Raw genomic sequence first — 18,527 nt, 5'->3', positions numbered from 1 at the left:
ACTGCGGTGCTTTCCGTTCGAAGCGGGGACGAGGCGCACGTTTACCGGCGATTGGAAACAATCGAGGGAAATTCGCCCCGAGTCCCCCCGCTCCGGACGCCGAATGGGAGCTTTCCCCATGGCTCCCGGCCACCAGCCGTGGATAGCAAGAATTGACCCCAAGTCTTGAACAGGACCAGCCCACGCTATGCCGGGCATTGGGGGAGTGGTGGTCGTCAGTGGTGTGGCAAGCGCAATAAAGGGGACAGCGAATTGGTTACTGCCCCTATGGTGGTCACACTGACAAGCAAACTCGGCAGCCACCGGGCTGTAACGCGTGCACTGAAACCCTCGATCTTCGCCTTGTCCTAAACCGGGTCCGCCAATGGCCTGTGCTGGGCTCCTACCCAGCGGGTCACAAACGACCGTTTCTGACCTGCCACCCGCAAGCCTTCGTGAAAGATCGCAAAAGTACTTCTACTCTTGGTCAAAACTGGTTGCCGAAAAGAAAGCCGGTCAAAAGGGTAAGAGGAGGGTTTTTGACGTGTCCAGGAACATAGTTGGCTATGCGAGGGTCAGCACTCGTGGTCAGTCGCTCGATTCGCAGGTGGACGCGTTGGTGGCGGCCGGAGCGGTGCGCGTCTTTCAGGAGTACGCGTCCGGTGCCACCCAGGCGAGGGCACGGTGGAAAGACTGCTTGGATTATCTGCAGCCGGGCAACGTGCTGTTGGTCGCAGACCTGACCAGGCTCGGCCGTAGTACCTCAGACCTTGCCGACATCGTCACGGTGCTGGGTCAGCGGGGGATAGGCTTCCGTTCCCTGGCTGAACCTTGGCTGGATACCACTAGTGCCCACGGCAAGCTCATCTTTGACATGTTCGCTTCCCTCGCGGAATACGAACGATCACGGCTGTCGGAAAGAACAAAGGCTGGACTGGCCGCAGCCAAAGCCCGCGGCCGGCTCGGCGGCCGCCCGCGGTCGATGACGCCAGGGAAACTGGAAACGGCCCGGCAGCTGCGCCACGAAGGAAAGACGTTAAAGGAAACAGCCGAGCGGCTTAGCGTGAGCGTTTCATCGCTCACACGCGCTCTGACCCGCCAGAACGGTTAGCCTTGGTGCCTTCGTCAACGTGCCGCACAGTACGCGGGCTGACATCTCGCGCGCACGGGTAGTCGTCTTTAACTCAATCGCACCGAATATGAGGTAGCAGCCCGATCATGAGTCAGGAGCCGGCGGCGGTCCTGTCCTTTTGCTCTCGCATTGTCAACCACAGCAGGAGGCTGTTCATGATCTCCCTGCGCAGTTGAGGAGCCTCTTCGATATGGACCTCGGCCGTGGCGACCAGGAAAGAAGTTTCTGCCATCTTCTGCAACCACAAGGGCTGACGCATCAATCTCCATGTCCGGGTCGCCCTGTACAACTTCCCGTCTTCAGCGAGGGCATGCAGCTCGTCGGTCTGCTGTAGCCGGAACGCCCACCCCAAGCCTGCCTCCCCGGTATAAGCGCCAGGAACCCTGCCCAAGTCAGCACGGAGGATCAGTTCTGGCGCATAGCCACGCTGCCTGCACACCTCGATGAACGTAAAAACAGCTTCGGCAAAGACAGCGTCGTATCGATTGGTATCTTCCACCAACGTCCCCCCAATCAGCCGGCCCTTCTTCAGGCCGGCAATGCAACCAGCGACCCCCGCCGTTGGGCCTCAGTATTTCCCTTCCTAACCGTACTGAAAGCCGACTCTTGACAGGGTTATGGCACGGAAATCCGAGAGGCCGCTTTTCCCGATTCCCCTTCCGCGCTGCCCCATAGGAGCACCTTTTATTCAACAGGAAACCGCATATGCGAAAGTAAGTGGACCATCTACTTGGGGGAGATACCGACATGCCAGCTGTGCCCGATGACCTGCGAAGAAGATTCCAGAGATGGGACGCGGAGGGGCGTCCACCGCAGGAGGCCTTCGTGTGGATAAAGGAAAACTGGGGAAGGTACTTCCGCAGCCATAGCATTCTCGAAGCTCTTCCGAATCCCATTGATCGCACTGGCGTGCTGGAGCGGTTCACGATGGTCAATGACCCGGACTCCGCGCTCGACGCATACATCGCCAGTTATGTATGGGGCTATGCCCAGGCCAACATTGGGCCATACAGGGCGGAGCGCGTCATCCGCTTGAACACAATGGAGAACGGGAAGAATTTCGCCGCCGACCTGTTCGAGCTCGCCGGGATCGCGAGGACCGAGGGCGGGAACGCGGCATTCGCGTATGTCGTTGGCAAGCGACAAAGCAACAGAAAGTTCTTCGATCAGTGGGGGCCGGCCTTCGCGACGAAGTTCATCAGCTTCGCTACTAAGGCCTCCAGCCAAGTGCCCACCACTCCGATCATGGACAGCATCGTTGTGGATTGGTTCGGGGACCACTGCGAGGAGATTGGTCCCTTGTGGCTTACCTGGTACAGCGCCAGCAGCTACCGCCGGTACACCGAATGCATGGCTGAATGGGCGGAAGAGTTGGGCATTGAACCCGAGCAGGTCGAACAGCTCATCTTTAGGCGGGACTGAGCGCAGTGGGAGCTTGAGCTCCCCGTCCTGGCTTCATTTCCCGCGCGGAATCGGGACGCACCGTTCAAGCAGTCTCTTCATCATCGCTGTGCCCTCATCTTCACGGGTCCTTCCCCTGGAGATGCCCTCATAAAATTTATCCGAGTAATGCCGGTAGCCAGGGCTTACGTTTGCTTTCGCCCTGAGCTGGCGCCAAAGGCACTCGTATTGAGGGTGGGGTTGCCTGCCGCACCAATCGCAGGAGGTGATCTCGGCGGGTTGCCGTTTTTCCTTCTTTCGGGCCGAGGACCCGGAACTGGACGTCGGTTCCCCGTGGTCCGGATACCGGTGCCCGGTCATGATGGCCACAGCATCTCTTGCGGAGATCTCCGCCCCCACCAGCGCAACGTCTACTGCGTCTGTGCGCGGCGGCCGGCGGCGCTGATGCTGGCTAGGAATGTACCCGTCAAACGTCGGCTCCTTACCCTCTGAAGGGTCCTGGCTGCACGGTCCGAAGGCCTTGTCCGCACACAGATGGACCTGTGCAAAAAGGTCTTCGGCGAGGGGAATACGAGCTGTCACCGGGATGGTCACGGACTTCCAACGGGTCTCCAGCTCCAGGAAGCCATCCCCGAAGAAGCCGATTCTGCAATGAGCGCACCCGTATGCCAGGTAAGTTTTCCCTGCCTTCTTCGAGTGGTGCATCCGCAGCGGGGCCAACGGCGGAAGGCTGCCCTTTCCGAGAACCGTGGCCACATCAGCGGCGATTAAGGTCTCGATGCGTTTGGCTGGCCACAACGGAAAGTCCGTCCGGGCGGCATCGGTCGTCTCCTGGCAGCGGGACCGGAGTGACGCTGCACTTATCCTCCAGATTGTGGAGGGCCGTTTGCACGCCCAGCACGCGTCGCTCAAAAAGTGAATCGTCACCGAGGTGACCCTTGCTTCGACTCGGTCGAGATACAGCCCCGACAGGAGAGCGGTGACGTGTGCGTGAAGACTGGTCGCCGTGGCCTGCTGGAAGGCCTTTTCTGCGAGGACATCAAATGGGGCGTCATCGCCCTCGAACACGACGTGGGGCACATTGGCCCTTCTGGCCTCGTCCTTGTTTCGCCGGTGGACGTACCAGAAGCATTCAACGCCGCCAGCGGCATAGCGCTCCTGCCTGCCTCTGAACTCCGCGGCGTCCTGGCGTGACCACTGAACCTCCAGCGCGAAGCGTCTGCCATCACGCTCTGCCAGCACATCCGCCGTCCACGCCCGTCCCTCTGTGCTCCATTCGACACTCGCCTGCCAGCCTGCATCTCTGGCTGCCTGGGCGATCAGGGCCTTGAGCATGCGATGTTGAGGCGATTCGTTCCAGCAATCAATGAGGCCACACTGCACGCCGGCCTTGTGAGCAAAGTGCTTGAGGCCGCGTCTGGACGTGCGCGGAATTCCCGGGACCCCGCAGCGCATCAGCAGGGACCGGCTCCGGTACGTGCTCCTCACCAAATCCCAGCACTCGTCATTGGCTAAATAGGATTCGATTCGTTCCCCGTCGAGAAACGCCACCAGCGGCATTGCCCCCCCTTTTTTTTGACTGCCCACGGGCATTTTGATCACCCTAGCCACAAGCACAGACAATCCAAAGGGTCAGGGCAGCGAAACCGTCCAGGGCGCCTGGTTCCGGCCGCACTGAAGTCAGCCTGGACGGGGGCATTCACATCGCGCGGGCTGCGCCGGCGGCACGCGTCGGACGGCCCGTGCCATCCTTGGGATATGGCACGAACCTGGTTATCAGTGACGGTGGAGCTGCTCGGCGGTCGTGGTGAGGAACTGTGGCCATGGCCTGGGCGAATCTTTGCTGTGGGACCGTCTCACACCTTCATGGATCTCGCCAATGCCATCAACGGTGCCTTCGCTCGGTGGGACCGCTCGCACCTGTCATTGTTCACCCTTGCCGACGGCCGGGTGGTCACTGATGAAGAGACGGGGGCCGAGATGGCCGTATCGGTCGGTGGCCCAGTCATGGCCCCACCAATTGACATCGACATGGCCAAGGTTGTGCGGACCGTGGAGCCGGGGGCCGAGTTTCAGTACACGTTCGACCTCGGTGACGCCTGGATCCACCGATGCGTGGTCGGGGAGGTGAAGGTTGACCCGCTAGAGGTATTAGGCGTCCGTCCTGAAGTTCCCGTGCCGTACTGGGGTTGGGGCAGCATCCCGGATCAGTATGGGCGCCGATGGGAGACCGACGACGGGGAGAGCCAGACCCCAGGACCCCCGAGTCTGCCGTACCCCATGCTGCACCACGCCTGGCCGCGACATGCGCAGGCACCGAGGATTGACCTGTCCGAGTTGCGTGCAGCAATCGGGGCAGGAGATGCCGCTCGGTTCCTCGCCGCTGTGACAGGGCACGACATCGATGATGCCCTCCAACAAGTGGGGGCCGGCTTACCGATGGCGCTGGAGCACAGACGCCAGGAAGCTGAGCCGGTGGCGCTCTCGGTAATCAACCGGCTGACTTGGCGTGGGGCCGCTGGTGACCTGCTGCTGGCGGAGGACCTGTTGGCCATTCTGCGCGGAGAGCTGGTGACTGGGCAGGTCGTGCCGGTTGACCTGGAAATGCTCAGCACCCTGCTGGAAGGGGACTTGGACCTGTCGACGGGTGGCTACGTTGACCTGCGTACTGGTCAGGTGTACGACGACAGCGCCACTGAACCGATGATGGTCGGGGAGGGCGCCACCATCAATGTGGAGGAGGAGCCGGACCGTTGGCTTAGAGTCAACCGCACCGGCTCGCGGCATGCCTGGCGGGACATGGCGGCCTTTGCCGAGCGGCAGCATGATGAGGCCCTCCGAGGGCGGCTGGAGCGGGTCATCGAGGGCAAGGGCGCATTCTCCCGGTTCCGCGACTTCGTCCATGGCGAGAACCTCAATGAGGAGTGGTACGCGTTCTCCACCGACCGCCAGATAGGCCGTGCCCGCGAGTTCATCGCTGACAATGGCGTCCGCGTGGGCTGACGAGCAGGACTCAGTCAGCGTTGACCTGCCTCCATCTAGCGCGCACCGTCCCAAAAGTCACCCTTGCTACGGGGGCTCGACTCGAGAGTTATGGGACAACTTACGGGACAGCCAAGTTACTTGCCATTTGAAATGCAGATCCGGTGGAGGAGCGTGCCACTAACAGCGTCCCAACAACAAGGATGTGGGACGAAAGTGTGCACAGACACTTTTGCTTCCTGCACGCTTCGACTATTCAAGTCCAGATGAACGTAGATATGTCTTGTTTGGATCCTGCTTAGCCTCCACGTCCTTCCAATAGTTCCAACGATCCGCCAGGTAAGCCCTGCGCTCTGGGCTCATCATCGCCGATCGGGCAAAGGCCTCCGTCGGGTCACCAAGTATTCTGGCGTCGATGCCAGTCATGGAGTTGGTTTGGTACATCGGTGAGAATGCAAACGGCACCGGGCCGCTAGCTGTCATCGTGACGGTTACTGAGTTTGCGTGGTCGTACCGGGGAGCCAGGGAGTCGAATGACCTGAATGTCTGATCAGGCTGCCGCTTGGAGTCACGCTTGTGTCTCAGCCCATCCGGATCGAGGTGTCCTCCGGCCCAAGTGAACTCGGCGTCCCGACCATAGATCAGAACGAACTGAGGCTTCAACGGACGGTTGAGATGGTAGTCCTCGAACATGTATTTCTGACGAAAAAGGGCGGGGTTTGAGTCCTTGTTGAACCATGCGCGCCATTCGTCTAGTTGATCGAGCGCGTCGGTGAACTTGGACGTTGGTCGTCCATCCTTCTTAAACCAGCGTTTGGAAGGTTTCTCTATCTCGATAAGGATCGGCGTAATTAGCCCAGAAGACTTCGTTACCCACATGAAATCAGGAATGTATGTCCCTCCGGCACCGGTTAGAGGAGGCTGACGGAACACCGCGGACATCTGGGAACCATGGTGCCCGCCGGGGCCGATATCGCCGCTTCCACCTGGGATGATCGCCGGATGGAGTTCCATGAATGCTTGAACCGCGGACTCCTCGGGGTCAGTGCTCAGGAGGTTGAACCATTCGGCTCTTACCTGATCGGAGTATTGCACCCAGTCCTTGGGTCGTGGACGAGTCGGGTCACTATCCGGCTCTGGCGCCTCTATGAAAGGGGTGGTGCGCGCCTCAATTTCGGTCATAGTCACGATGTTAGGCGACCTGCCAGAACGCAAGCTGGTTTGGCCTCTACGGCCCACATAGCTGGTAGCCGTGAAGAAGGCGAGAGTGTCCCGATTCCAAGGAAGTGGGACACCCTTGCGACGAAGAATTGGGAAGACCTTCTCTGTCTTCTACTCTCGGCATCGAACTGTGCGAGAACCGGTACGATGCGAGCGTCCTCCAGTCCATAGTGGGCTAAATCCGGTCAAACCCGGCCTAATTGACTTGAAGCAGGTAGGGTTACCGAAGCATTTCGTTCCCACAGATTGGAAGTTCATCCCTTGGTTGAACCATGGCTTTCCGCCGACGACATCGCTACACATCTCGGTGTTACCAAAGACACGGTCTACGCCTGGATCGCTGAAAAGCATATGCCGGCCCACAAGGTTGGGAGGCTCTGGAAGTTTCAAACCAGCGAGATTGACGAATGGGTTCGTGCTGGCGGCGCTGCGACATCAAACGACCAAGGCGCATCCAATTGACAGCTAATCTGCTCACCCTGAGACCTTCGCCTGTCGCTGTACCTTCAATGACTGTCCGGACCGGAAGGAGCTTCCCGTGGCAGAAGTGACTGTGAGCCTGACGAGCCTGCGTGCAGGCCTGCGGCTTCGGGGCATTGTGCCCGGGCAGACTGTAACTCTCATAGCCGTTGACCCGATCGACGAGGGGCTTTACGAGATTTTTTATCGTGATGACTCGGGCCGAAGCGGTGCTCGCATGGTGACGGAGCTTGACACGGACAAGCTCGAGCTGGCGAGTGATTTTGATGCGGCTCCTGCCTTCGACGGTGATCCGGATGACTTCCGACTTGCCGCCGAAGCACTCCGCATAAAGTATGCGGCCCTCTATGATCCGATGGTCGCTGTGAACAGCTCGGACGTTGAGCCGCTTCCCCATCAGATTCGTGCCGTCTACGAGGAATTACTGCCACGCATACCGTTGCGGTTCCTGCTCGCGGATGACCCTGGCGCGGGAAAAACAATCATGGCGGGCCTATACCTGAAGGAACTGTTGTTGCGCTCTGATTGCGAGCGAGCCGTCATCGTGGCCCCCGGGGGCTTAGTGGAGCAGTGGCGCGAAGAGCTCTCCGTAAAGTTCGACCTGCGCTTCGAGATTTTCAGTCGTCAAATGGTGGATGACGCTCAAGGGCGGAATGTTTTCGCCGACCACCCATATCTAATTGTCCGAATGGACCAAGTCTCGCGCAGCGACGACCTAATGGAACAGCTCTCGGAAGTTACTTGGGACGTCGCAATCGTCGATGAGGCACATCGTATGAGCGCACATTTCTCGTCTTGGGCGAACGAAATCGACGAGACGAAGCGGTTTAAGCTCGGCCGTCTGCTGTCTGAGACGGCTCAGAACTTCATGTTGATGACGGCAACTCCGCATGCCGGCAAGGAAGAAGACTTCCAACTCTTCATGTCGCTACTTGATCGAGACCGTTTTGAGGGCCAGTTCCGGGCAGGTGTCCACCGGACGGATACGCAGGGCCTTATGAGGCGGATGGTGAAGGAAGACTTGCTGACTTTCGAAGGCAAGCCACTGTTTCCTGAGCGGCGGGCATACACGGTTGAATATCAGCTGAGCCAGTCTGAGCGGGAACTGTATGAGCAAGTTACTGACTATGTTCGTACTGAGATGGGGAGGGCCGAACGCATCGCCCAAGAAGGCGATCGTAAGCGTGGAAACAACGTGGGATTCGCGCTAACGATCCTGCAGCGACGCCTGGCCTCCAGCCCGGAGGCCATCCTCCGGTCGCTCGAGCGCCGCCAGATGCGCCTTGAGGGGCGGCTGCGGGAGATGCAGCGAACTGCTGATGAAGCCCGATTCAATCCTCCCGCAAGGGGCAGTAACTTCTCCGATCTAGGGCTTCCTGAACTGTCGATCGAGAACTTCGAGGACTTAGACGACGAGACCACTGAGGACGAGCGGGCACGGCTCGAGGAACAGATCGACCAAGTGGTTGACTTAGCGACTGCGGCACAGACCGTGGATGAGCTCCTGGGCGAGATCACCATACTTGAAGACCTTATCCGCGTCGCCCGTGGAGTACGACAGCAGAACGAGGACAAGAAGTGGGTGGAGCTCCGGTCCATCCTTGAAGACCGCGTGCTCGCCGACGACGGGTCAGGGTCGCCTCGGAAGATCATTATCTTCACGGAGCACCGCGACACCCTGGACTATCTGACCCAGAAGATCACGACCCTGTTCGGCCGTCGTGAGGCAGTTGTCACGATTCATGGCGGAACAAAGCGGGAGGACAGGAAAACTGCTCGGGAAGCCTTTACGGAGCAGCCGGGGACCTTGGTCCTGCTCGCAACAGACGCAGCGGGGGAGGGCCTGAACCTGCAACGTGCGCACCTCATGGTCAACTACGATCTCCCATGGAACCCCAACCGCATCGAGCAGCGCTTTGGCAGGATCCATCGTATTGGCCAGCGCGAGGTCTGCCACCTATGGAACATGGTTGCCACTGAGACGCGAGAAGGTGAAGTGTTTCAGCGGCTCCTGGAAAAGATTGATCAGCAGGGCAAGGCATACAACGGCAACCTGTTCAACGTACTCGGGGAGCAAGGTGCTTTCCGTGACCGATCTCTGCGCGACTTGCTTATTGAGGCAATTCGCTATGGCGATCAGCCTGAGGTTAAGGCACGGCTTGAACGGACAATCGATGTGGGAGTCGCACACGGACTCGAAGAGTTGCTCCAAGAGCGCGCCTTGCACCCGGAAATGTTTCCTGCACTAAACCTAGAGGACATCCGGGCTCAAATGGAGCAGGCCCGCGAACGCAAACTCCAGCCTGGCTATATCCGCGCGTTCTTCATTCCTGCTTTTGAGCGCCTCGGCGGGCGAATTCGTCGGCGAGAGGCAGGTCGATATCAGATAACTCGCGTCTCTTCTCGAATTCAAGAAGCTGCCCGGCGCCTCAACCGCTGGGCGCCCGTTGCTAGCGAGTACGAGCGCGTAACCTTTGAGACAAGCCACATTCGCCAGCCGTCAGGTGTTCCTGCTGCCCTAATTGCACCGGGCCACCCGCTGCTGCAGGCAGTGATCGAATTGACCATCGAAGACCTGGGGCCGGTCCTCAAGCAGGGCACCGTTCTCATAGACCGTCGCGACAAGCAGGCAGAAGAGCCTCTGTTGCTGTTTACCGTCGAACAGAAGATCCAGGACACTTCGGCCGACCCGAATACGGTTTCACACCACTTCGACTATGTCCTGCTGAACGAGGCCGGCCATGTCGAGACACCCGTTGCGCCACCCTATCTTGACTTTGATCGCCCCGAGCCAAAGGAAGCAGCAGCTATTTCCGATTTACTCGGTTCCGATTGGACCCGTCAGAATAACGAGAAGGTTATCCGCGCCTGGGCTTATCGCAATGGACTGCAGCCACGCATGCAGGAAATCAGGACTCGCATCGACCTAGAGGCTGCGCGTACTCGAAGGCAGGTTAAGGAGCGGCTGCTAGCGGAGATTAATCACTGGGACCGTGAGCACACTCGGCTTGAGTCGCTCGAACGTCAAGGGACAGTCGGACGGCTCCGCGCTGAGGCGGCGTATGCGCGTGCCCGCCGCCTAGATGAACGACTCGAGCGTCGTCTTCGTGAGCTGGACCAAGCAAACCAGCTTGTAGCTCTTCCGGCTATCGTGCGTGGTGCCGCACTTGTGGTCCCGGATGCGGTCCTTGCGAATGAGCCCCTGGAGTCGCCGCATACTTTTGCTAAGGACACCAAAGGCGTGGAACGTCGTGCCATAGACGCGGTTTTGGTCGCTGAGCGTGCCCTCGGACGCACTCCAGTGGAGCAGGCTCGTAACAATCCAGGCTATGACATCAGATCCACCGACATCGACGGCCGTGTCTTCTTCATTGAGGTCAAGGGCCGGATTGCAGGCGCTGACACCTTCACCATCACAAGCAACGAGATCGCATACGCCCAGACACAGGCCGAACGGCACCGGCTTGCTCTCGTCTCCGTAAGCGCCGAAGGGCCAGAGCGTGACGAACTGACCTACGTTTTGAACGCCTTTGCTCATCTCGAACCATCGAGCACGACTCGTTCCTTCAATGAGAAGTGGATTGACTACTGGACTCGAGGAGACTCGCCCCGATGAACCAACACACCCAACAGACGCCGCACCTCAGTAGCAAGGAAACCTCGTGACCACCGAACCGAAGAAGAAGCTCATCGAGGTATCCCTGCCACTAGAAACCATCAACACGCAGGGTGCCCGCGAGAAGAACATCCGGCATGGCCACCCGTCAACGCTGCACCTGTATTGGGCGCGGCGCCCCCAAGCAGCTGCACGCGCGGTGCTCTTCGGGCAGCTCGTCGATGACCCCTCCTCGCGACCTGATGAGTTTCCGACGGTGGAGGCTCAGGATGCTGAGCGTGAGCGGCTTCACAAGATGATCGAGCGGCTCGTGAACTGGGACAACTCGAACGATGAGAAATTGCTGGCGGAAGTACGCAAGGAAATCGAGAAGAGCAATAACGGCGATCTCCCCGCCGTGTTGGATCCGTTCGCGGGTGGCGGCACCATCCCCCTTGAGGCTCAACGGCTTGGCCTAGAGGCTCATGCATCCGACTTGAACCCGGTGTCCGTTCTTATCAATCGAGCACTTATCGAGATTCCTCCAAAGTTCAGTGGGCGTCCTCCGGTTCATCCGCATGCTGGGCAGCGGGTAACCGAATGGCGGCGGGCGCAGGGCCTTGCGGCAGACGTGGTTAAATACGGCAATTGGATGCGAGATGAGGCCCAGCAGCGGATTGGGCACCTTTACCCAAAGGTGACTGCGCCTGGGGGAACTCAACACACAGTCATCGCCTGGATATGGGCGCGGACGGTACGGAGCCCAAACCCCGCCAATCCCATCGAGACTCCGTTGGTGCGCTCTTGGTGGCTAAGTAAGCGAAAGGGCCAGGAGGCGTGGATCGAAGCTTCCGTAGTCGACGGACAAGTTCGGTACTCGGTCCGCCATGACAAGTTTGGGCCGAGTGCGACTGAAGACGGAACCATTGGTCGCCAAGGGGGGAAGGTCGTGGGGGACGGCACACCGCTCGCGTTGGAGTACGTGCGCGAACAGGGCCGGGCCGGACTAATGGGCCAACATCTCCTTGCGGTTGTTGCTCAGGGCGACCGCGGTCGCCTGTTCCTCAGTCCCGATGAGGTGCAGATCCAAGCAGCGAACGTTCCTAAGCCGGATGATGTGCCTCAGGGTGAGATCTCAGACTGGCCAGGTCGCACGAACGTGGTCCGGTACGGAATGACGGAGTGGGCCGACCTTTTCACAAATCGTCAGCTGACCACCCTTGTAACGCTTAGTGATCTAGTTAAAGATGCCCGGGCGCAAGTACTTGCTGACGCTCTTGCCGCCGGAATGCCGACGGGCAGCCGCCTTGAGGACGGCGGGACGGGCGCCGCAGCTTACGCGGACGCAGTGGCGACATATTTGGCCCTCGGAATTAGCCGGCTGACGGACATCTCAAACGCACTTTGTCGGTGGGAGATAACGAAAACACAGGTCCGGAACTTATTTGGGCGACAGGCAATCCCAATGGTCTGGGACTTCGCTGAAACCATGCCCTTCGGAACTGCTGCGGGCGGCTACACCGTCAGCCTCGGGAGTTTGGCCAAGGTGCTGGAGCGTCTTCCAGCCGGAGGAGCGGCTTTCCCCGAACAGGCGGATGCGGCAAAGCGTTCGTATGCCGATTTGGTGATTTCTACAGACCCGCCTTACTACGACAACATTAGCTACTCGGAATTGTCAGACTTTTTCTATGTCTGGTTGCGGCGTTCACTGCAGGACATTCACTCGAAAACGGTGGGAACGATGCTGACCCCGAAGGCTGAGGAACTCGTTGCGAATCCATACCGGCATGGCAGTACTGGCGCGGCTGAGGCTTTTTTCGTAGATGGCTTCAACTCGGTGTTTCGTCGCATTCGCCAAACAGCTAATACGAATGTTCCACTCACGGTCTACTACGCCTACAAGCAGCAAGACTCCGACGCGGACGGGAGTTCGTCGACCGGTTGGTACACCTTGCTCGACGGGTTGATCCAGGCTGGATGGGAGATCACCGCAACTTGGCCTATGCGTACTGAAACCAGCAATCGGCTGCTTGCTAGCGGTACTAATGCCTTAGCCTCATCGATCGTTCTGGCCTGCCGCCCACGGCCAGAGCGTGCAGAGGCGACGACACGTCGCTCGTTTGCCGCCATGCTCAAAGCCGAGCTTCCGGAGGCACTCCGCAAGCTCATGCAAGGCGCAATAGCCCCAGTCGACTTGGCACAGGCTGCGATAGGTCCAGGAATTTCGGTGTTCTCTCGGTATTCGCGGGTGCGTGAGGCTGATGGTTCGGATATGAGCGTGAAGGATGCCCTGCTGCTCATCAACGCGACGCTCGACGAGGTGCTGGGCGAGCAGGAATCGGACTTCGATCCGGACACTCGGTTCGCAGTGAAGTGGTATCGGCAGTACGGCTGGGCACAGGAGAATTCGGGCGTCGCAGACCAACTAGCGCGCTCGTCGGATACTTCTGTTGGTGTGCTGGTGCGTGGAGGGATCTTTGAAGCCAGAGGCGGGAAAGCTCGGTTGTTGTCCCCCTCGCAGCTAGACGGCAACTGGGTGCCGGAATTGGATGGCCGTGTGAGTGTATGGGAAGCAGTGGTGCGCCTGGCTGCTGTGATGGCCGAGGATGGCGCTGACAAGGTCGCTGCCCTGCTACCTGGCGTCCAATCGAGCGTTAACCTCGACGCGGTCAAGGAGTTGGGATTCTTGCTCTTCCATGAGGCGGAAAAGAAAAATGACACCAAAGACGCATTATTGTTCAACGGCCTCGTCAGTGCCTGGGGCGACTTGAACGAGCAAGCCCGGAAGTTCGCGTCAGTGCCGGGTTCAATGCAGCAAGCGTTCGACTTTGAAGATGAGGACTAATCGATGGCGATCAACAACCGTGACCGGGTAGGCAAAGCGTTCGACCTACTATCGGAAGGCTTGCTGGATGCGGTTGATGAGGTGATGACCCGTGCCCTCGGTACGAGCGACTGGACTGCCAAGTGGGCCGCGGAAGAAGCCCAGCGGCGCGGCGGGCCCGTGCGCACTCTCACCAAGCACGACGTGCAGGTGCAGCTTCGGGCGATCACCGAGCAGGGGTATCAATTCAAAGACGTGCTTTCCCGCGCACAACAAGGGTTTGCCTCCGAACTGCGGGAGACACGTAACTTGTGGGCACACAACGAATCTTTCAGTTCTGATGACGCTTCTCGTGCACTGGACACCATCGAGCGACTCCTTCATGCTGTCGGCGCTGTGGATTCGGCGGAGGATGTCCGCAAGCTCCGCGTCGATCTTCAGCGAACGGTGTTTGAAGATCAGACCCGAAAGCAAGTTAAGCGAACAAAAGTGTCCCTGGAACCAGGAACTGGACTCAGGCCATGGCGAGAGGTCATTCGCCCGCATAGTGACGTGGCGCGTGGGGAATTTACGGCTTCGGAATTCGCTGCCGACCTCCATATGGTGCATACCCGGCAGGTAATTTCTCCGGAATACGGCGATCCGGTCGAGTTCTTCACCCGCACCTATTTGACTGAGGGCTTGCGTGATCTACTCGCACGAGCGCTACGGCGTATCAGCGGTGATATAAACGCCAGCCCCGTAGTGAACTTGCAGACGAACTTCGGTGGTGGCAAGACGCACTCGATGTTGACGCTGTACCACCTGTTCAGCGGCACTCCCTCCAACAAATTCCCGCAGGAGCTCCAGGAGCTTGTAGCTGCCAACGGCAATCTGGAGCTAGAGCACGTCCGAGTCAAACGCGTCGCACTAGTCGGAACTTACCTCCAAGCGGGTTCTGCGCTGGTCAAAGAGGACGGTACCGAGGTCCACACCTTGTGGGGAGAGCTTGCTTGGCAGCTCGGTGGCCGTGAGGGGTATGACCTCGTTGCGGACGCCGACCGAGCAGGCACAAATCCTGGAGTGGGGCTTCGAACACTGATTGAGCGTTACGCTCCAGCGCTAATACTCATTGACGAGTGGGTGGCCTATGCTCGACAGCTCGTCACGGATAAGGATCTGCCCGCGGGTTCGTTCGACACCCAGTTCACTTTCGCCCAGTCCCTCACTGAGGTAGTGCGATCGGTGCCCGGGGCAATGCTCGTCGTCTCGATCCCGGCCTCCGATACCGGAACCGCGGCGGGCGGTAGTGACATCGAGATCGGGGGCGCCAACGGGCAGATCGCTCTTGAGCGCCTTCAGAACGTTATTCGTCGTGTAGCGGATCAGTGGCGCCCATCCAGCAAGGACGAGTCCTTCGAAATCGTCCGTCGTCGGCTCTTCCAGCCTCCGGACGCAGAAGGCTTGACGACTATCTCGGCGGTCGCGCGCAACTTCGTCACTTTGTACCGCAACAACACCGCCCTCTTCCCTCGTGACGCTGCAACCCCGGGTGATGATTATGAGAATCGTATTCGTGCTTCCTATCCGCTACACCCGGAACTGTTAGACCGGCTGTACGAGGACTGGTCTACTTTGGAGCGGTTTCAGCGGACTCGCGGCGTGCTCAAGCTCGTCTCTTCAATCGTCCATGAGCTATGGGCATCGAACGACCATAGTCCGTTGATCCTGCCTGGCAACGTTCCACTTGATGCGACGACTGTAAATACGGATCTTACTCAATACCTTGAGGACCAATGGAAGCCCATTATCGACTCGGACATTGATGGATCAGGTTCCACAGCACAACAAATTGACCTTGACCGACCGAACCTTGGGCAACGTTTCGTTACTCAACGAATAGCCCGGACGATCTTCATGGGGGCAGCCCCGCGGATCAAGAGCACGCACAAGGGCCTCGACAAGCAGTATCTCTGGCTTGGTACAGCGATCCCGGGCGATGTACTGGGAAACTTTGGTTCTGCCGTTGAACTGCTTGCGCAGCGGTCGACCTACTTCTATGAGGAACAGGGACACTACTGGTTTGATACCCAGCCCTCGGTCACAAAGACGGCAAATGATTATGCAGAGCGGCTACGCGAAGACATTGAGACTGTCTGGAATGAGATAACGCGCCGCCTCGCTAGTGAGGAGCGGCCACGTGGCGTCTTCGATCGTGTTCACATAGCGCCCGCGTCCAGTGCTGACATCCCCGATTTGGAAGACGCACGGCTCGTCATTACCCATCCCCGCTATTCGCGTCGGAAGCAGGACGGCGATGATTCCGCTGCTCACAGCTGGGTGCGCCAGGCAATAGAGACAAAGGGCGCCAGTCAACGCATCCACCGCAATACGCTGGCTTTCCTGGTGGCCGACAAGGTGCAGATGGAGGGCCTTGAAGCTGCGACTCGCAACTACCTCGGGTGGAAGAGTGTGCAGGCTGCCAGCGATAGCCTGAATCTTTCGGCCCAACAGAGAAATCAAACCGACGACTGGGTATCCCGCCTCGACCGCACCGTCAGCGACCGCATCCGCGACACCTTCACCTGGGCGCTTTACCCGGAGCAGTTCGACCCCACGAAGCCCTTCGAATTGGTAGCCGACAAGGTACCCGACAGCGGAGGCAGGAGCCTGGCTGAAAGGGTGAGCGCGAAGCTCACTCGGGACGATCAACTAATTACCGATCTCGGTGCTCCCATATTGGGTAACACCCTCCATAAAGAGCTGGCGAATGTCTGGGGACAAGGCGCAATTAGCATTGGTGAACTCTGGGGCTACTTCACTCGCTACCCCTACATGCCCCGACTCGTGCGGAGGGAGGTTCTGGACGCCGCCGTCCGGCAAGCCTCCGGCGCAGTGCTTGTTGATAATGAACGGTTTGCCATCGCCGCGGGCAAGGATGCTGAGACTGGTCGTTACCTTGGGCTTGTCGTGCCGCCTGCCCCGGACGCAGCAATCCAGGTCAGCGACAGCACACTTCTTGTGAATTGGGAAAGCGCTACAGATCAGGCCAAATCGGATCGGGCCGCAGCAAACGCGGCCAAGGAGACGACGACGCAAGAAGGCGTAGACCTCGAGCCGGACCGAGAGATCCCGGCAAACGAAGAAAACCCCGATGACGACAATGAGTCCGACATGCAGCCCGAGGCAGCACCACTGTCACGCTTCTTCGGAACTGTAAAGATCGACCCCGAGCGCTACTCCAGAGATATGGGAAACATAACTCGCGAGATTATCGACAGGCTCGCGGGGACGGGAGCCAAAATCGAAATCACGATGGATATCCAGGCAACGAAGGTTGAGGGCTTCAACGAGTCCGAACTCCGCACGATCAAGGAGAACGCACGTGTTCTCAAATTCGACCCCAGCTCCGGGTTTGAATTGCTTTGACGATCAGTTGTCCTGCGTGTCAGGAGTTTCCAGCCCCTCCTTCACAGTAATTGGGTACAGTTCCAGTCACCGGAGGGAAGCTTGAGTTGTCCATAGTTGTGGTCAATCCAGGTTGTCCACGGTGAAAATTGGGAGCCGTGGGGTGGCTCCGGGAGCAATCGTCGCGGTGGGTAACCCTGAGGAGTTGTCCGTAGCTTTGGACAAGGACCCCCAGGCCAAGTCATACCCACCGCCTAAGCGGCGGCCGCGCCTGCATCCGTTATGGCCGCCAGTAACCATTGGTCCGACAACGGGTCACGTTGCAACTCGAACGTGCGCAGCGCCGAGGTTGAGGTTAGGCGGATTATCTGCCCTAAGGGTAATGTTTGGCCTGTTCAGCGGCGAATCTCGATGTGAGCCACGTTCGGCACGAAAACGGAACGGAACGTGACCGCCTCCATCCCTGTCCACTGGCGTCAGCCCAACGCCGGCGTTCGGAGGGGAGGGGAGTGTGGCGGCGCGGGTGCTTTACGCTGCGGTGGGTCGGACGAGGCTGTTGCCAGTTGATACGAGGCGAGCTTGCTGTTCAAGTGGATCTGATATGAAGGCCCGATGAACCCGTACAAAGCGGAGCCACCAGTGGGCGGCTCCCGTGCCCACATCATGTCGATCTTTCCCTCGCTGGTGCCCAGCGAGCAGAGAGTGGCCCAATTCTGCCTGGACTCACCCGAAACCGTCGCCACAATGTCCGTGGCCGACCTTGTGGCGGTGACTGCAACATCGCCTGCCACCGTCGTGCGGGCCTGCAAGCGACTCGGCTTTGACGGCTTCCAGCATCTCCGGCAGGTCCTTTTGCGAGACCTGGGCGCGGCTGCACGAGATAACGCGGAGCTTGAAGGATGGGCAGCAACGGGGACTCCGGGCACCTCCGAGCACCTGGTCTCCGGGATCTTCTCCCGCGCCGCGCACGACATCCGGAGCGCCTTGGCTTCCCTCGACTTCGAGGCTTTCGCCGCGGCCGCGGATGCTATCCGGTCAGCCAACAGACTGCTCGTGGTGGCCAATGGCGCTTCGGTCGCCCCGGCGAAGTCCTTTGCCTTGCGGTGCCTTTCCACAGGAGTCGTGTGCGAGGCACCCGGGGACATCGTCTCGCAGCACATCACAGCCAAGCTCCTGAGCCAGGGGGATGTCTGCATCGCCGTCAGTGACAGTGGCCTGAACGGCTTCACCTTGGGCGGGGCCCGGATCGCCCTGGAACGAGGGGCCACCGTTATTGGAGTCACCAGCTACGCGAGGTCGGCGCTGTCGGAACTTTCGACGCACTCGCTGGTGGCCGGCGCCGAATTCCATCACTGGCAGGACCAGCTGCCCATCGGGAACATCGTGCAGATGCTGATTCTATCCGCGCTCCATGCCGCTGTTACTGGCAATTCTCCGGAGGTGGACCAGGCCCGCTCTGCCGTATTTGAGGAGGTCCTGCACATCGTCGGTGAAGAGCCCGAGTAGGCCACGTGCCTGAGGGAATC

At 59.3% G+C, this 18,527-nt stretch carries 11 protein-coding genes; 8 read left to right on the top strand and 3 right to left on the bottom strand.

Annotated elements, in window-relative coordinates; genetic code table 11:
• Window positions 1–523: 523 nt before the first annotated feature.
• Window positions 524–1,090 carry a recombinase family protein gene (locus LFT44_RS21030; RefSeq protein ID WP_236803039.1) on the top strand — a complete coding sequence of 189 codons (567 nt, stop codon included), beginning with the start codon at window positions 524–526 and terminating at the stop codon, window positions 1,088–1,090.
• 112 nt (window positions 1,091–1,202) lie between these two features.
• Here the strand turns inward: LFT44_RS21030 and LFT44_RS21025 are convergent, their stop codons facing one another.
• Window positions 1,203–1,610 (bottom strand): hypothetical protein, encoded by a 408-nt coding sequence (locus tag LFT44_RS21025; RefSeq protein ID WP_236803038.1) that lies wholly within the window; start codon window positions 1,608–1,610, stop codon window positions 1,203–1,205.
• Between the two features lie 248 nt (window positions 1,611–1,858).
• Here LFT44_RS21025 and LFT44_RS21020 point away from each other — a divergent pair, with 248 nt between their 5' ends.
• Window positions 1,859–2,533, top strand: coding sequence for an 8-oxoguanine DNA glycosylase OGG fold protein (locus LFT44_RS21020; RefSeq protein ID WP_336885648.1), 675 nt, complete (start codon window positions 1,859–1,861; stop codon window positions 2,531–2,533).
• Window positions 2,534–2,566: 33 nt separating this feature from the next.
• On the opposite strand, the gene LFT44_RS21015 is transcribed toward LFT44_RS21020, so the two are convergent.
• Window positions 2,567–3,967 carry a competence protein CoiA gene (locus LFT44_RS21015; protein WP_442863792.1) on the bottom strand — a complete coding sequence of 467 codons (1,401 nt, stop codon included), beginning with the start codon at window positions 3,965–3,967 and terminating at the stop codon, window positions 2,567–2,569.
• A gap of 411 nt (window positions 3,968–4,378) precedes the next feature.
• Between LFT44_RS21015 and LFT44_RS21010 the strand changes: the two genes are divergently transcribed.
• Window positions 4,379–5,515 carry a UPF0158 family protein gene (locus tag LFT44_RS21010; RefSeq protein WP_272910891.1) on the top strand — a complete coding sequence of 379 codons (1,137 nt, stop codon included), beginning with the start codon at window positions 4,379–4,381 and terminating at the stop codon, window positions 5,513–5,515.
• A gap of 231 nt (window positions 5,516–5,746) precedes the next feature.
• On the opposite strand, the gene LFT44_RS21005 is transcribed toward LFT44_RS21010, so the two are convergent.
• A complete protein-coding gene (locus LFT44_RS21005; RefSeq protein ID WP_236803034.1) occupies window positions 5,747–6,676 on the bottom strand; it encodes a Shedu anti-phage system protein SduA domain-containing protein in 930 nt (309 codons plus the stop codon).
• Window positions 6,677–6,976: 300 nt separating this feature from the next.
• Between LFT44_RS21005 and LFT44_RS21000 the strand changes: the two genes are divergently transcribed.
• From LFT44_RS21000 to LFT44_RS20980, 5 genes are all read left to right on the top strand, one after another.
• Window positions 6,977–7,177: a helix-turn-helix domain-containing protein gene (locus tag LFT44_RS21000; RefSeq protein ID WP_236803168.1), complete on the top strand. Its 201-nt coding sequence runs from the start codon at window positions 6,977–6,979 to the stop codon at window positions 7,175–7,177.
• A 76-nt stretch (window positions 7,178–7,253) separates the two neighbouring features.
• Window positions 7,254–10,811, top strand: a complete 3,558-nt coding sequence (locus LFT44_RS20995) for a helicase-related protein (RefSeq protein ID WP_236803033.1) — start codon at window positions 7,254–7,256, stop codon at window positions 10,809–10,811.
• Window positions 10,812–10,857: 46 nt separating this feature from the next.
• Window positions 10,858–13,635, top strand: coding sequence for a DUF1156 domain-containing protein (locus tag LFT44_RS20990; protein WP_236803032.1), 2,778 nt, complete (start codon window positions 10,858–10,860; stop codon window positions 13,633–13,635).
• A 3-nt stretch (window positions 13,636–13,638) separates the two neighbouring features.
• Window positions 13,639–17,022: a Swt1 family HEPN domain-containing protein gene (locus LFT44_RS20985; RefSeq protein WP_236803031.1), complete on the top strand. Its 3,384-nt coding sequence runs from the start codon at window positions 13,639–13,641 to the stop codon at window positions 17,020–17,022.
• Window positions 17,023–17,613: 591 nt separating this feature from the next.
• Window positions 17,614–18,507, top strand: a complete 894-nt coding sequence (locus tag LFT44_RS20980) for a MurR/RpiR family transcriptional regulator (RefSeq protein ID WP_236803030.1) — start codon at window positions 17,614–17,616, stop codon at window positions 18,505–18,507.
• Window positions 18,508–18,527: the final 20 nt, after the last annotated feature.

Source organism: Arthrobacter sp. FW306-05-C (assembly GCF_021801725.1).
GTDB lineage: Bacteria > Actinomycetota > Actinomycetes > Actinomycetales > Micrococcaceae > Arthrobacter.
The sequence above is the reverse complement of the archived record's forward strand: the minus strand, read 5'-3'. Positions and strand labels throughout refer to the sequence as shown.